Annotated in this window: 13 protein-coding genes and 1 pseudogene; all 14 read left to right on the top strand. The window is 39.0% G+C overall.

Going from position 1 to position 14743, the window contains the following annotated elements; translation table 11 throughout:
• Nucleotides 1–287 precede the first annotated feature (287 nt).
• The gene (locus ACAM39_RS02870) at nt 288–1178 is read left to right on the top strand and encodes a YagK/YfjJ domain-containing protein (protein WP_128680609.1); all 891 of its coding nucleotides are present in this window, start codon (nt 288–290) and stop codon (nt 1176–1178) included.
• Nucleotides 1179–1696: 518 nt separating this feature from the next.
• Complete coding sequence (locus ACAM39_RS02875) at nt 1697–2689, top strand: DUF932 domain-containing protein (protein ID WP_369628163.1); 993 nt, start codon at nt 1697–1699, stop codon at nt 2687–2689.
• A gap of 133 nt (nt 2690–2822) precedes the next feature.
• Nucleotides 2823–3881, top strand: a complete 1059-nt coding sequence (locus ACAM39_RS02880; RefSeq protein ID WP_369628164.1) for a YqaJ viral recombinase family nuclease — start codon at nt 2823–2825, stop codon at nt 3879–3881.
• A gap of 142 nt (nt 3882–4023) precedes the next feature.
• Nucleotides 4024–4893, top strand: a complete 870-nt coding sequence (locus ACAM39_RS02885; protein ID WP_369628165.1) for a recombination directionality factor — start codon at nt 4024–4026, stop codon at nt 4891–4893.
• 124 nt (nt 4894–5017) lie between these two features.
• Nucleotides 5018–5266 carry a helix-turn-helix transcriptional regulator gene (locus ACAM39_RS02890; protein WP_081454561.1) on the top strand — a complete coding sequence of 83 codons (249 nt, stop codon included), beginning with the start codon at nt 5018–5020 and terminating at the stop codon, nt 5264–5266.
• Nucleotides 5267–5396: 130 nt separating this feature from the next.
• Entirely contained in the window at nt 5397–8492 is a 3096-nt protein-coding gene (locus ACAM39_RS02895) for a type I restriction endonuclease subunit R (RefSeq protein ID WP_369628166.1), read from the top strand.
• The gene (locus tag ACAM39_RS02900) at nt 8489–9676 is read left to right on the top strand and encodes a restriction endonuclease subunit S (RefSeq protein ID WP_369628167.1); all 1188 of its coding nucleotides are present in this window, start codon (nt 8489–8491) and stop codon (nt 9674–9676) included. Before ACAM39_RS02895 ends, ACAM39_RS02900 begins: the two co-directional genes overlap by 4 nt.
• 20 nt (nt 9677–9696) lie before the next feature.
• A complete protein-coding gene (locus ACAM39_RS02905) occupies nt 9697–9987 on the top strand; it encodes a nucleotidyltransferase family protein (RefSeq protein ID WP_369628168.1) in 291 nt (96 codons plus the stop codon).
• 14 nt (nt 9988–10001) lie between these two features.
• On the top strand, nt 10002–10346 hold the full coding sequence (locus tag ACAM39_RS02910; RefSeq protein ID WP_369628169.1) for a HepT-like ribonuclease domain-containing protein: 345 nt from the start codon (nt 10002–10004) through the stop codon (nt 10344–10346).
• Between the two features lie 8 nt (nt 10347–10354).
• Complete coding sequence (locus tag ACAM39_RS02915) at nt 10355–11986, top strand: HsdM family class I SAM-dependent methyltransferase (RefSeq protein WP_369628170.1); 1632 nt, start codon at nt 10355–10357, stop codon at nt 11984–11986.
• Between the two features lie 93 nt (nt 11987–12079).
• Nucleotides 12080–13150 carry a hypothetical protein gene (locus ACAM39_RS02920; protein ID WP_188875973.1) on the top strand — a complete coding sequence of 357 codons (1071 nt, stop codon included), beginning with the start codon at nt 12080–12082 and terminating at the stop codon, nt 13148–13150.
• Nucleotides 13151–13154: 4 nt separating this feature from the next.
• Nucleotides 13155–13583, top strand: coding sequence for a hypothetical protein (locus tag ACAM39_RS02925; RefSeq protein ID WP_128680590.1), 429 nt, complete (start codon nt 13155–13157; stop codon nt 13581–13583).
• A complete protein-coding gene (locus ACAM39_RS02930) occupies nt 13576–14247 on the top strand; it encodes a hypothetical protein (protein WP_128680589.1) in 672 nt (223 codons plus the stop codon). Before ACAM39_RS02925 ends, ACAM39_RS02930 begins: the two co-directional genes overlap by 8 nt.
• 200 nt (nt 14248–14447) lie before the next feature.
• A pseudogene (locus ACAM39_RS02935) lies at nt 14448–14696 on the top strand (SOS response-associated peptidase family protein); the annotation flags it as partial.
• Nucleotides 14697–14743: the final 47 nt, after the last annotated feature.

Consider the following 14743-nt stretch of genomic DNA (forward strand, 5'->3'; position numbering starts at 1 on the left):
AGTTTTCAGATTTCTAAAAAAGCTCTGATTAACAATTTAAAATGCAAATTCTGAGTCAAGTCCATTTTTAAATTCATCTGTCCTAATACCTTAATAAATCCCTTTTTTCTAATTAGTTATTACTCAAAATTGTTGTCATTCTAGGGCTCAAATTTTTTGGAAGACGAAGGTATATATCTAATAATAATAAATATAAGATTATTTGATCGATTTTAGTTCAAAACTATTGGACTGAAAAAATATTGATTCTCCATTTGATATGAAATCAATCAAATGGAGTAAAGGTAATGCCAGTTTTAAATCTAGAATCTATTAGCATTTTTCACCAAATCGATAGCTTTGTAAAAAACATTCTAAATCAACATAGCAGTCTACGATCGATAGATATACTAAGTGTTGTTTCGACTCTAAATCAGTTTCAAAGATCATTTTTTGAAATTTATGATAATGATTACTGCTACAGCAGAACCATTGATGCGTTTGTTGGTGCGAGTCATGCTTGTATTGGTGAAATATTGCTTAGTGAGTATATTTGGAATGCAGAGTCAGCAAATCGATTTATATATTATTTATTATCGTATGAGCCACTAATTTGGTCTGAATATAATAGGGAAATCAAGCAGAAAAATACTAATCGTAATGAGTTGTATGGGTATGCTAATCAAGTGCTTGAAAAATACGCAAAATCTTTAGTAGTTTTTGTTACCCTGTCTTATAAAAAACAAGTGAGAAGTTTGATAAGTCTCGAAGATTTTCAAGAGAACATGGTCAGTTTACGTGATTTGATTTCGAATAGGAAAACTTGCTTTAGAGACTTAGTGGGACATGCCTGGGCAATTGAACAAGGAGTAGAAAAAGGATATCACTGCCATCTATGGCTAGTATATGATGGTTCAAAACGCCAAGCCGACTTCCATATTGGCAAAGAGATAGGCGAAAAGTGGCTGAAAATCACGAATGGATTAGGCGAGTATCATAATTCTAATAATCCTGAAACCAAATATAGCTATCAACAGCAAGGTAGATTGGGTATCGGCAGAATCCATCGAAATAACCTCCATGAGATGCAAAATGCTGTATCGACTGCCTTGTATTTAACAGCCCCGCTTAAGTTTGACCAATATCTAGTTGTTAAGCCATCAGGTATGAAAACGTTTGGCAAGGGCATATTAAAATAAAAGAAAGTGATCAAATTTTTAAAAAATTTCAAATATATATTATTCACTAGAAGAAAGCCTAATATGACTATCTAAGCACCTTCAACCATAAACGCACATTAAAGGTCTGCCCTAAAAAGCAGACCTTTTTTTATGCCACAAATTTGACCTAACAAGGAGTTTCTATGCCCATAAAAACCTTATGTCCTAACTGTCATTCATCCAATGTATACAAGCTTGGTAATGATAATATTAATTTTAGCTTACCCCTAAACCAGACACTATTGCATCCTAGGATTATAGAGGGGTTAAGTTCCAGTATTTGTAATGCTTATCGACTGCCACCCTATGCAGGTATTGCCATCAGCACGGTCGCTAATATTGCGATAAGTTTAGTACAAACCAAATTCACCATCTTTCCAGGTTCACAGCAAATGCAGTGCATTGACTGTGAATATGTCTTTGATGCAACAACGCTAAATGGGACATAGCCTGTCCATCCAATCTATTAAACTTAACACAAAAAAGGAGAATATCTCATGTCACACGAACTACAAACAATGGCATATGTTGGTGAAACCCCTTGGCACGGTTTAGGTAACGAGCTTACCCCCAATCAACCCATCGAAGTTTGGGCAGAGCAAGCAGGCATGGACTGGACAATCGAATCATCCGATGTCAGCTACTATGCCAATCATGCCGCAGGTGGCAAGCTCATTATGCCATTTGCCGATAACAAGGTACTGTATCGCTCAGATACGCTTGAACCGCTATCCGTCGTCTCACAACGCTATCAAGAAGTCCAGCCACGTGAAATCTTGGAGTTTTATCGGGATTTGACTGAGCAAGCAGATTTTGAGCTTGAAACCGCAGGCGTACTCAAAGGCGGTCGTAAGTTCTGGGCACTGGCGAAAACAGGACAATCCACGGCATTAAAAGGCAAAGATGTCAGTAATGGCTATATCTTACTGGCAACCGCTTGTGATGGTACGTTGGCAACTACTGCCCAATTTACCAGTATTCGGGTGGTGTGTAACAATACCCTTGCAATTAGCCTAGCGGACAAATCAAGTGGGGTGGTCAAAGTGCCACACTCAACTGTGTTTGATGCTAATAAGGTAAAAAACCAACTCGGGATTTCCATCAATCAGTGGAATGAACATATGTACCAAATGAAGCAGCTCACTGAACGGCGGATAACTCAAGCACAAGCCACCAACTATCTCAACCGCTTGTTCAATGATGTTGACGATACGCTGATTATGTTCCCAACCAATAAGAAAACCCAAAAGGCGGTTCCCAATGCCAAAGCCATGAATCAAATCATGACCATGTTCAATGGGCAAGGTCGTGGTGCAGACTTAGACTCCGCCCGTGATACCGCTTATGGCTTATTGTGTGCCGTGACTGAATTTGTTGACCATGAACGCCGGGCTATGTCTACCGACCATCGGTTAGACTCAGCTTGGTTTGGCACTGGGGCAAACTTAAAGCAAAAGGGGCTTGAAGAAGCGATGCGACTGATTGCTTAGCATCAGTCATTAAAACAAGTCGCTTAAAGCAATTTATCTACTATCTAAAACACTGTAACCACCACGCTTTAGCAATAAGGCGTGGTTTTTTTATGCCCTTTTTTTACAAACATTTAACCAAAGGAGAAAAACCATGAATGATTTAACCCTACCGATACCACCTGCCCAAGATAAAGACGTCGCCAAAGTTATTACCCAAGTGAAACCTAGTAGAGCCAAATCTGCCAAACGCCTCGCTGAAATCAAAGATTTAACCCATCAAGACTGGTTAGCCGTTCGCAACACAGGCATTGGTGGCAGTGATGCCGCTGCCGCTTGTGGGCTTAATCCTTACATGTCTATGCTTGAGCTATGGCTCATCAAGACAGGACGACAAAACCCAGACTTATCCGATGGGCTGATAGAAAATGCCTATTCACCACTGTATTGGGGTAAAGAGTTAGAACCCCTTATTGCCAAGTACTACACCGCTAAGACAGGCAATAAAGTTCGCCGTGTTAACGCAGTCCTGCAACATCCTGACCCCGATAACTCCTTTATGCTTGCCAATCTTGATTATGCTGTTAATAAATCAGAAGTGGGGGTTCTTGAGATTAAAACCACAGGGGAGCATGGCGCAAAGCTATGGAAGCATGGTGTGCCGCTGTATGTCACTTGCCAAGTACAGCACCAGTTAGCGGTGACAGGTAAAAGCTTAGCCCATGTCTGTGTACTCATCTGTGGGCATGAAGCTCGGGTGTATGAAATCAAACGCGATGAGTTAATCATTAATCAACTCATTCAGCAAGAACGCCGGTTCTGGGAGTATGTGCAACAGGATGTGCCACCGCCTGCTGATGGTAGTGAGTCAGCAGCAAAAGCCTTAAGCCAGCTTTATCCCACTAGTCAGGGTGAAATGATTGACTATCGGGACAATGACATCTTAAACACTTGGTTTAATGAATTGACCGAGCAGAAAAAGCTGATTGATCACCATCAACACCGCTTTGATTTTCTCAAACAGCAAATTCAGCAGGTAATGAAAACAGCAGAGCTTGCCACCTTTGCCAATGGCTCAGTTAGCTGGAAGAAAGCTAAAGATAGCGTGAGTTTAGATACAAAGGCACTGCTCAAAGACCAACCTGAACTACTTAATCAATATCCACAGGTAAGGCAAGGCAGTCGTCGTTTTCTAGTGAATACCAAGGCGTAATTCAAGCTAACAAGCATCCCATTATCCTAATCACTGTATCGCCCATGTTTGCTGGTCAAGCATGGGCTTTTTATTTGATTCAGTCAGCCAATTAAGCAAGCCTTTTAAACCCATTTATTAAATTAAACCAAGGAGAACACCCATGATTAAAGGGTTAACCATCACACCGCCTATCTTAGGCAGAATCACCATTGGTAAGGTCGTTGAGAAAAATGGTAAACGCTTACCGGAGAAAGATGACCAATTCACCATTACCAGCCAAGTGCAAAGCAAGGAGGGTTGGATTAAGCATCCACTCGATGACAAGCTACGCCAAACCAAAGCAAATGGCAAGCTACGTCAAATCCCGGTACGGATGCTGTTTAACACGCCTGAGTTAAACCTTCGAGCCGAATATACGCTGTTTGATCGGCAAACAGGCAGACCTATCTGTGTGGGTAATGGTGAGCTGTGCCAACGACGTACCCAAAACGGCGTTGAGCAATTGCCTTGCCCCAGTCCAGAATTATGCCCAATCGGACAAAATGGTAACTGTAAAGTGTTCGGAAGACTATATGCCAACTTAGATGATGTCGATGAGTTAGGCTCATTTATCTTTCGTACCACGGGCTACAATTCAATCAGAACGCTGATGGCTCGCTTAAGCTACTTTAATGCGGTATCGGGTGGGTTGTTGTCTTGCTTACCGTTACAGCTGACGATTCGTGGGAAGAGTACGACACAAAGCTATCGTACGCCCATCTATTACGTGGATTTGACCTTGCAGGATAATGTGAGCTTAAAGGATGCGGTGGAAAATGCTCAGGCGATTCATGCGCAGCAATTGCAGTCTGGCTTCAATCAGCAGGCGTTAGAGGAGGTGGCTAAGCTTGGCTATGCCAATTCAGCGTTTGAGGTGGATTCAGATGAGGGATTGGCAATCGTGGAGGAGTTTTACAATGCTGATGTGGATAATGATGGGATTGTTCGGTCAGTGGGGAGTGATAGTCATTCATCCGATGGACAGTGGTAGTCGCTTGAGGATGAGCTTCGGCGGAGTGTGAGGAAGGTTAGCTAAGATGAGATGGCGTAAAAAAATATGAGACAGCGCATTGATATGAAAGGAAATTCCCTTTGTATCAATGCAGGAGTTAATCATGAAAACAATCAATCCAACCAACCTTCAGCTAACAACAATCGTGATGCCACAGCTTATCTCAATCCAAGATGTTATTAAATGCACTGGTCTAAGCCGAGCCACGATTTATCGCATGATTGATGAAAAGTCTGATCACTACGACCCAACTTTCCCAAAAAAGGTACAGCTTTCTCAAGTGCGGGTCGCGTGGGTGGCTAGTGAAGTAGCGGAATGGATTCATCACAAAATTGCTAGTCGGTCTGCATGACTGATGGCATAAATAAAGCCATGTTTTAATGGCTTTATTTTTTTATTTGGTTTAATTGCACAAATTTTGTATAGTAGTTCGATTCCCAAAATAAATTTGCAAAACCATTTTATTGAATAAGAATAGAACAATGAACCGTCAAACCGAAGATACTCGTGTAAAAATCCCCACTATCCTACATCTCATGCGACTAGGTTATGAATATCTTTCGATTAAGGAATACAAGGACGATTTTGATGGGGAATGTAACATTTTAGTCCCCATTTTTGTTCAATCGCTTAAACGAATTAATCCAAGCCTAAAAGACGATGATATTAATCGCTTGCTTACCGATATTAAGCTTGAGCTAAAAAATAACGATCTGGGGCAGGCATTTTTTGAGCGACTGCAAAACCAGTCTGGCACTAAGCTCATTGATTTTACTAACTTCAATAATAATAGCTTTCATGTCGTCACAGAATTACCTTGTATCACTCAAATCGCAGGGGGTGATGAAGAGTTTCGACCAGATATTACCTTGCTGATTAACGGTATGCCGCTGGTCTTTATTGAAGTAAAAAAACCTAACAACCGTGAAGGTGTCATAGCGGAGCGTAAACGTATCAATACGCGATTTGCCAATCCAAATTTTAGAAGCTTTGTGAATATTACCCAGTTAATGATTTTTTCTAATAACATGGAGTATGACATTGCCGACCCAGAGCCAGTCACAGGGGCATTTTATGCCACCACGTCATACAGTGAAGTCAAATTCAATTATTTCCGTGAAGAAGCGCCGCAAAATACTGCCACGTTGCTCAAAGACATTAGCGAAGCGCAAGAAAAGTTTGTTTTAAAAGATACCAATAATCCGTCAATTTATACCAGTCCAGAATTTCAAACCAACAAACATCCAGACCGCCCGACTAATCGTATTTGTACGTCTCTACTTAGTCGTGAGCGGTTAGCCTTTATGCTCCGTTATGCATTGGTATATGTCAAAGAAGACCGCAAAGCTATCCAGAAACACATCATGCGATACCCGCAGATGTTTGCTACTTTTGCCATTAACCATTCACTAGAGAATGGCGTTAAAAAAGGCGTAGTGTGGCATACACAAGGGAGCGGCAAAACTGCTTTAACCTTTTATAATGTACGATTTTTAACCGATTACTTTGCCAAACGTGGGGTGATTCCCAAGTTTTATTTTATTGTTGATAGGCTCGACTTGTTGCAACAAGCCGACCGTGAATTCAAAGCTCGTGGTTTGATTGTGCATTTGATTAGTTCTCGTGAAGCCTTTAGCAAGGATATCAAATCCACCCAAGCGCTGCATAACCATTCAGGCAAGCCTGAAATTACTGTGGTCAATATTCATAAGTTTAAAGATGACCCCCATGTCATCTCGACCAATGACTATAATGTGAATATCCAACGGGTTTATTTTTTGGATGAAGTCCACCGTAGCTATGACCCGAAAGGCTCATTCCTTGCCAACCTTGAAGAATCCGACCGACAGGCAATCAAAATTGGTTTGACAGGTACACCGTTAATTGGCAGTTTTAGCAAAAAAGACGATACCGCTGAACAAAAAAATAAACAGCACAAAACCACTGAGACCTTTGGCAATTATATTCATAAATACTATTATAACGCTTCGATTGCAGACGGCTATACACTTCGCCTGATGCGTGAAGCAATTGAGTCAAATTATCAAATCCAGCTAAACGAAATCCTAAAAAAACTCAAAGTGGAAAAGGGTAGTATTGACCGAAAAGCAATTTACAGTGACAAAAAATTTGTCGAACCCATGCTTGACTATATCATCAATGACTTTGAGACCAGTCGTGGCACAATGCAAGATGATACGATTGGGGCAATGGTGATTTGTGACAGCTCCGACCAAGCCAAGCTGATGCATCAGCTATTTGTGGAAAAATACCAAACTGAGCCTAGGCGATTTATTCCCCGTCATGCCACGTCATCCGCCCTTATCCTGCACGATATTGGTACAAAAGAAGAGCGTAAAGACTGGGTCGAAGACTTTAAAGCTGGTAAAATAGACATTCTATTTGTGTACAATATGCTACTCACTGGCTTTGATGCCCCAAGGCTCAAAAAGCTGTATCTTGGTCGCTTGATTAAAGCCCACAATCTATTGCAAGCTTTAACGCGAGTAAACCGCCCTTACAAAGATTTTCGTTTTGGCTATGTGGTCGATTTTGCCGATATTAGCAAAGAGTTTGATAAAACCAATAAAGCCTATTTTGATGAGTTACAAGGTGAGCTAGGCGACGATATTGCAGGCTACTCCCAGTTATTTAAAACTGCCGAAGAAATCAACCAAGACATTGCCATCATCAAAAATGCGTTATTTGAGTATTCGACCGAGAATGCTGAACAATTTAGCGATGAAATTAGCCAAATCAATGATAAGGCAATTATCCTTGAGTTAAATAAAGCGTTAAGCCTTGCGCGTGAGTTGTATAACGTGGCACGTTTTCAGGGTGATTATGACGTGTTAAAGCGTCTGGATTTTGAAAAGCTTAATTTGTTGTATCGCTACACCAATGACCGCCTTGTCATGCTAAACCTGCAAGAGTCTTTGCAACAAGGCGACACGACCAATTTATTGAATCAAGCCCTTGAAGACATTGTATTTCAGTTTAAAAAGGTGAGCGAAGCGGAGCTAAAACTTGCCGATGATTTGAAGGATAGTTTGCGTAAAACTAGAGAAGGGTTACTCAGTAATTTTGATAAAGACGACCCAGAGTTTATCGCCTTACGTGAAGAGCTTGAGCGGATTTTTAAGAAAAAGAATTTGGGCGAAGTGTCGCAAGTAGAAATGCGAGAGAATATGGCGCTCCTTGATAGTATTTATGTCAAGGTTAAAGAGCTAAATCGCAAGAATGAGTTGATACGCAATAAGTATGAAGGCGATGCGAAGTTTGCACGGATTCATAAACGCTTGATGGCTAAGCCTGAGATGAGTAGAGAGCAGGCAAAAATTCATGAAGCGTTAACTGGGGTGAAAGCGGATGCCGATGAAAAGGTGTTGAATTTGTCGCAGATTTTGGAGAATGTGAGTTTTTTTGAAAATCAGATGATGCCGTCGGTGATTAAACGGTTTAAGATGGAGCAAAAATTGCCGTTAGATGTACAAGCGATTAAGTCTATTAACCAAATGATTTTAAAAGAGTATTTGGAAGGTTTTAAAAAAGATTTTACTAATTTTGGTGATAAATGAATAACAATATTGGCATAGCTTGTAAAATTACCACAGGCAAACTTGATGCAAATCAAGCGATTCAAAATGGACAATATCCTTTTTATACCTGTGCAGAATTTCCAGATACTATTGATAGTTTTGCTTTTGATGATGATGTAGTTCTAGTTGCAGGCAATAATGCTAAAGGCAATTTTCACGTTAATAGATTCAAGGGTAAATTCAATGCTTATCAAAGAACCTATGTGCTGACAGCAAAAAAAGGATTTGATATTGATTTTATTTACTATTCCTTAAAATTGGAATTAAAAAGGCTTAAAGAAAAATCTCAAGGCTCTCAAACAAAATTTCTTACAATGCCAATTTTGCAAAATATTGGTCTAAAAAATTTAAGTGAATCTGAGCAAAAGCAAATATCATCGGTTCTATCAACCCTTGATGAAAAAATCGCTTTAAATAATCAAATAAACGCCACGTTAGAGCAGATGGCAAAAACGCTATACGATTACTGGTTTGTCCAATTTGACTTCCCCGATGACAACGGCAAGCCCTACAAATCATCGGGCGGTGAAATGGTCTATAACGAAATCCTAAAACGTGAAATTCCGAAAGGGTGGGAGGTTGATAGTCTAGCTAACCTTTCCATATTTATACGCCGTGGAATTTCACCAATATATAGCGAGAACGAGCAAGGATTGCTAGTTTTGAACCAAAAATGTATTAGAAACCAAACTATTAATTTTGATTTTGCAAGAAGAGATGTAAAAAATAGAATTTTAGATACTGAACGCTACCTAGCTAAATACGATATATTAATAAACTCAACGGGGGTTGGAACTTTAGGGCGAGTTGCTTTTATTAAAAGGTTGCCAGAAGAAAATGTAATTTATGATTCACATGTTACAGCTGTAAGGTGCAATTCAAAAATTATCAAGCCGTTGGTTTTATCTTTAGCTATGCTAAGAAATCAATCACTTATTGAAACTGCTGCAAATGGTTCTACTGGTCAAGTTGAATTATCCAGAAATTTTTTAGAAGAGTTATTGATTATAAAACCAAATGATATGATTCAAGATAAATTTACTGTTTTTGCTGCTCCAATTTTTGAGAAAGTAGCAGTTAATGAAATGGAAAATGAGCATCTATTGAATTTGCGAGACTGGCTATTACCCATGCTGATGAACGGACAAGTCACCGTACAATAAAACCCATAAAGGGACTATCTATGAAACCATCCCAAAAAATACAACAACACCAGCAAACTATCAAAGACCTAGCCCAACAATTCGGCATAAAAAACTTACGCATATTTGGCTCAATTGCCAAAGGGCAGGACACCGAAAACAGCGACCTAGACCTACTTGTCGAAGCTAGCCCAACCACCACACTCTTTGACATTTGCGGGCTACAAATTGAACTTGAAGAACTGCTCAATCTTAAAGTCGATGTCGTCACCGACAACAGCCTACCGCCAAAATTCAAAGATGAAGTCATGCAATATGCCATTCCATTGTAACTAGGTAATCAGCCATGTATGAAAGAACCCCAGACTACCTAAATAAAATGATTGAGCTATGCCAAGATATCGCCCTGTTTATCGAAGGGATACCTCACGATGAATTTATGAGCGACAAACGCACCCAAAATGCCGTTGCCATGAGTTTGATTGCCTTGGGTGAAATAGCCAACACCATCTACCAAAAAGACCCAGAGTTCATCGAAAATAACGCACAAATCCCATGGAAATATATGCGTGGTATGCGTAACATCATCGCCCACGGTTATTTTGAGCTTGATTTTAATATCATCTATCAAACTGCCAAACGCTCAATACCAGAACTTTTGACACAGCTAAAAGACATTACCAAACAGTAAGAGTGACCATGACCCCAGATTACAAAGCCCAAACCCTAGCCATGATTGACAGCCTAAAAACCATCTGTGCCAACTATGGACTAGGCAATGACGGCAACGAATTTAAAATCATCAGCCAAGTATTCTTATACAAATACCTAAACGACAAATACGCCTACACCGTCAAACAACTCGACGAGCGCCTAGCCAATAACCCACAATGGGAAAAAGCCCTAGCTGACATGAGCGAAGATGAGCGAGAAATGCTCAACATGATGGTCGTGGACACCGCCAAGCTTGAGCCACATCATTTCATCAGCTACTTATATGCCCGACAAAATGATGATGACTTCGCCAAACTGTTTGACGATACCTTAATCGACATCGCGGTTAAAAATGCCGACATCTACTCTGTTCAAACCAACAGCGGAGCAAAGGTTGTCCTATTTGACCGACTAAGCCAATTTATCACCGATGAAGGCAAGCGTGACGACTTCTGCCGAGCCATTATCAACAAACTAGGCGACTTTAGCTTTGAGCGTATCTTTGACCAAAAATTTGATTTTTATGCCCAAATTTTTGAATACCTTATCAAAGACTACAACAGCAACGCAGGTGGTAAATATGCCGAATATTACACGCCACACGCTGTGGCTCGTATCATGGCAAATATCCTAGTACCAACAAGCGAACGTGGCACCGTCAAAAACGTCTCTGTGTATGACCCATCCGCAGGCTCTGGCACGCTACTCATGAACGTCGCCCATGCCATTGGTGAGGACAAATGTATGATTTACACGCAGGATATCTCGCAAAAATCATCGAACCTTCTACGCCTAAACCTAATCTTAAATAACCTAGTCCACTCAATTCCTAATGTCATTCAAGGCAATACCGTTGAATCACCGTTTCATCTTGAGAAATCAGGCAACCTAAAACAATTTGACTATATTGTGTCAAATCCACCGTTCAAACTCGACTTTAGCGACTTCCGAAACAATCTCGACACCAAAGAAAACAAAGAGCGTTTTTTTGCAGGGATACCGACCATTCCCAAAGCCAAAAAAGAAAGCATGGCGATTTATCAGCTATTTTTACAGCATATCATCACCAGTCTAAAAGATAAGGGTAAAGCGGCAGTGGTATTGCCCACGGGCTTTATCACCGCCCAAAGTGGCATAGATAGAAAAATCCGCGAGCATTTAGTCGATAATAAAATGCTCGCTGGTGTCGTCTCTATGCCGTCAAATATTTTTGCCACGACAGGTACAAACGTTTCGATACTATTCATTGACAAGGCTAACAAAGGCGACGTGGTGCTCATCGATGCGTCTAATCTTGGCAAAAAAATCAAAGAGGGTAAAAACCAAAAAACGGTTTTGAGTGATGATGAAGAAGCCCAAATTTGCGATACCTTTACCGCCAAGCAAGCGGTTGAGGATTTTAGCGTGGTCGTCAGCTATGACGATATCAAAGCCAAAAACTACAGTCTAAGTGCCGGGCAGTATTTTGACGTGAAGATCGATTATGTCGATATTACGGCGGATGAGTTTAATGCCAAGATGACCGAATTTAGCGACACGCTCAATACTCTGTTCAAACAGTCGCATGAGTTGGAAGGGAAGATTGCGGAGCAGATGAAGGGGTTGGGGTTTAATTAAATTTATAATTTAATTACGACATTTTGCGTCGTTTATAGTAACTTTAAGTCTTCATAATGAAACATTTATATAGGAAAATACAAGGAGAAAAATATGATACAAAATAATGAATTTGACGATGATAGTTTGAGAGAACGTATTTCTAATTTAATTGATATTGCCAACGAGCGAGAAATCCCTCTAACTGATGTCCAATCGGTACATCGTTCTGTTAAAAATAGCTTGTCTGCTCGAAATTTTGATAAGCTTAAAGGTAAGCTTCATACTGAGTTCGATGTTGAAAAACTTGCACTACTTGAAGAAAGATTAAATCACCTTGTAATGAGTCATATCCAATTTGACGATAAGGCTATTTTATTTGTAACTGATTTAAATATTAGTGAACTTGAAACGCAATTAGAAGATTTTTTTACACATGACGATTCAAGTATTGAACTAAATTATTCGAAATTTGCTAAAATAGATTTAGAAGGTGACAAGATTCTATATCAATTCTGCATTACAAAAGAAATTAGTCTAAGGCAAAAACTTAGTCCTAATGATTTGAATGATAATATAGCTGATGACTATCAAGAAGTAATTGGAATAAAGAAAATCCCAATTATTTGTCATGATTTCATTTTGTTAGACCATAAAGCTGACCGTGCAATAGTTGGTGTTGATTTGGCAATGGTTTTAGGTGCGAATGACTTAAATATCTCTAAAATCAACTTTCTGAACTTCATTAAAAGACAGTTTGGAATTTCTTTAATTGATAGGACAATTAATTTATTTCCGAAAATTGAGGAGTTTTATAATCTTCCATTTGATAAATTAAACGGTGTAATAGAAATTTACTTTTTAACCCCTGCTGGAACAGCCCACCATGAGATTCTCAAAAGTGGTAGTGTTGATATCAGAACATCTCAGTACCATAATTCTGGTGTGAAAGGAGTTAGAAATGAACAATCAGATGGTCAACCATTGAATAATGATATAACCCCTTATAGAATTACTACTAGATTTTATTCTAAAGACTCAAATACTAAAGATATAGATATTTCTTTGAAAAGTAATTACCAAGCAATACATACAGAGGGTGGTTCTCAATTATTTGATGCACAAATATATGGTACAAGAAATATTAATGACCTAAATTTTGTCATTGAAAAACTAATAGGTTAAAGCCATGCTTTCGGATATCGTATCAACTGCAAAACGTAGGATTGAAACGAATAGCCATATTTCTTCAAATATGGCTTCTGTCTGTTATGCAATTATAGATTATGTTTCTGTTGGTGCGGATAAAAAGCCTCATTTAACATTTACAGATTTATATAGAATTAGCCCTAAAGTTGATGAAGATGTCTTTTATGATGCGGTATTTTTATTGACCAAACATCAATATAATATTTTAAAACAACAATTTGAGGCTTTACATCCTCGTAAAGGTTTTCAACCCGTACCAGATAGAGAAGAAATTATTGAAGCGATGAAGAATGATGATTTTTTTAATCCTATAACTGGAGAAGATTTAACAGAAGAAGAGTTTGGTAAACAAGTAATTACTTTTTTCTCGCCCTCTGATGATTTAATACGGGCGATAAAAAGTGACTGAACTACTTGTTAATTCGACTTTAGCCAATAAGAAAAATAGACAACGTAGTGTTGAACCAGACCCAGTTGACTATAACGATTTCTTAAATCTACTTTATGATGATTTAGAATTCGTGCTATCAAGATTAACTAGATTTAGAAAGTATTATTATGCAGGGATGCTAGAAAACTCACAAAACGGTGAGAATTTGATAAATACAACTATTTGCGAAATGTTATTTTCTCGTGGTTGGCTTGCTGAACATGAAACTTTTGTAAATGGTCACGGAGATATTGTAGTTACTTTACCTTATACTGATTATTTATGGTTAGGAGAAGGTAAGATTAATAACAACAATACCCATATTTATCATGGCTTAAAACAATTATTATATCGTTACTCAACTGGCTTGGATAATCAAACGGATGGTGGTTTAATTATTTACATTGCTAAAGATGGCAAATCTCAACCAGAAATACTTGAATTATGGAAAAGTTATTTTACGAACAAAAAAGAGACTTTGCCAGAGGATAGTAAGGAAATGCCTTACTCTCCTATTCTAAGATTTGAGAGTTGTCCCAAAAACTCCTTAGCTTTTTATACTTATCATAAACATCCATCTACAGAAAAAGAGTTTTGTGTACGCCATATGGCTTTAGAACTAAGATTTCACCCAAAAGACTAAATCTCTAATTTTCAAAATCCTATAGTTTAACATGATTCATGTGTGCCAACTTTCAACCCGTCACCTTAGCTCAGGCAAAGCTATTCACTAGCCAACAGCTTTGTTTTGATTTTAAAGATGACGTTTATCCCAACTATAACATGCCTTTACTTTTTGCCACACAAAACGATTCAGAATCTCAATGACGACAAGTTCGCTTTGGCTTAATTCTTAAATGGGTAGACAGTACCGATATTACCAAGTACACCTATAATGCACGCTCCGAGACCGTCATGGAAAAGCCCAGTTACCGTGACGCATGGTATAAAAGCCAATTTGCCTTAATCCCTGTTCAAACCATCTATGAACGCTATTATGACAATGGCAAATCACAGCGATGGGGCATTCACCGTAAAGACGGTCAGCCGTTTACTGTAGCTGCTATTTACGAAGTCGCTTACTCAATTTAATAGCTGAATAAATCTGCTATGCACTTAATTGGATTTAGTCTTAGAAC

It is taken from the genome of Moraxella sp. K02, from assembly GCF_041154755.1.
Classification (GTDB): Bacteria; Pseudomonadota; Gammaproteobacteria; order Pseudomonadales; family Moraxellaceae; genus Faucicola.

Coding starts and splice junctions, on each gene's coding strand:
- ACAM39_RS02925 (WP_128680590.1), top strand. CDS start 13,155: ATGCTTTCGGATATCGTATCAACTGCAAAACGTAGGATTGAAACGAAT.
- ACAM39_RS02895 (WP_369628166.1), top strand. CDS start 5,397: ATGAACCGTCAAACCGAAGATACTCGTGTAAAAATCCCCACTATCCTA.
- ACAM39_RS02905 (WP_369628168.1), top strand. CDS start 9,697: ATGAAACCATCCCAAAAAATACAACAACACCAGCAAACTATCAAAGAC.
- ACAM39_RS02920 (WP_188875973.1), top strand. CDS start 12,080: ATGATACAAAATAATGAATTTGACGATGATAGTTTGAGAGAACGTATT.
- ACAM39_RS02880 (WP_369628164.1), top strand. CDS start 2,823: ATGAATGATTTAACCCTACCGATACCACCTGCCCAAGATAAAGACGTC.
- ACAM39_RS02875 (WP_369628163.1), top strand. CDS start 1,697: ATGTCACACGAACTACAAACAATGGCATATGTTGGTGAAACCCCTTGG.
- ACAM39_RS02900 (WP_369628167.1), top strand. CDS start 8,489: ATGAATAACAATATTGGCATAGCTTGTAAAATTACCACAGGCAAACTT.
- ACAM39_RS02885 (WP_369628165.1), top strand. CDS start 4,024: ATGATTAAAGGGTTAACCATCACACCGCCTATCTTAGGCAGAATCACC.
- ACAM39_RS02915 (WP_369628170.1), top strand. CDS start 10,355: ATGACCCCAGATTACAAAGCCCAAACCCTAGCCATGATTGACAGCCTA.
- ACAM39_RS02910 (WP_369628169.1), top strand. CDS start 10,002: ATGTATGAAAGAACCCCAGACTACCTAAATAAAATGATTGAGCTATGC.
- ACAM39_RS02890 (WP_081454561.1), top strand. CDS start 5,018: ATGAAAACAATCAATCCAACCAACCTTCAGCTAACAACAATCGTGATG.
- ACAM39_RS02870 (WP_128680609.1), top strand. CDS start 288: ATGCCAGTTTTAAATCTAGAATCTATTAGCATTTTTCACCAAATCGAT.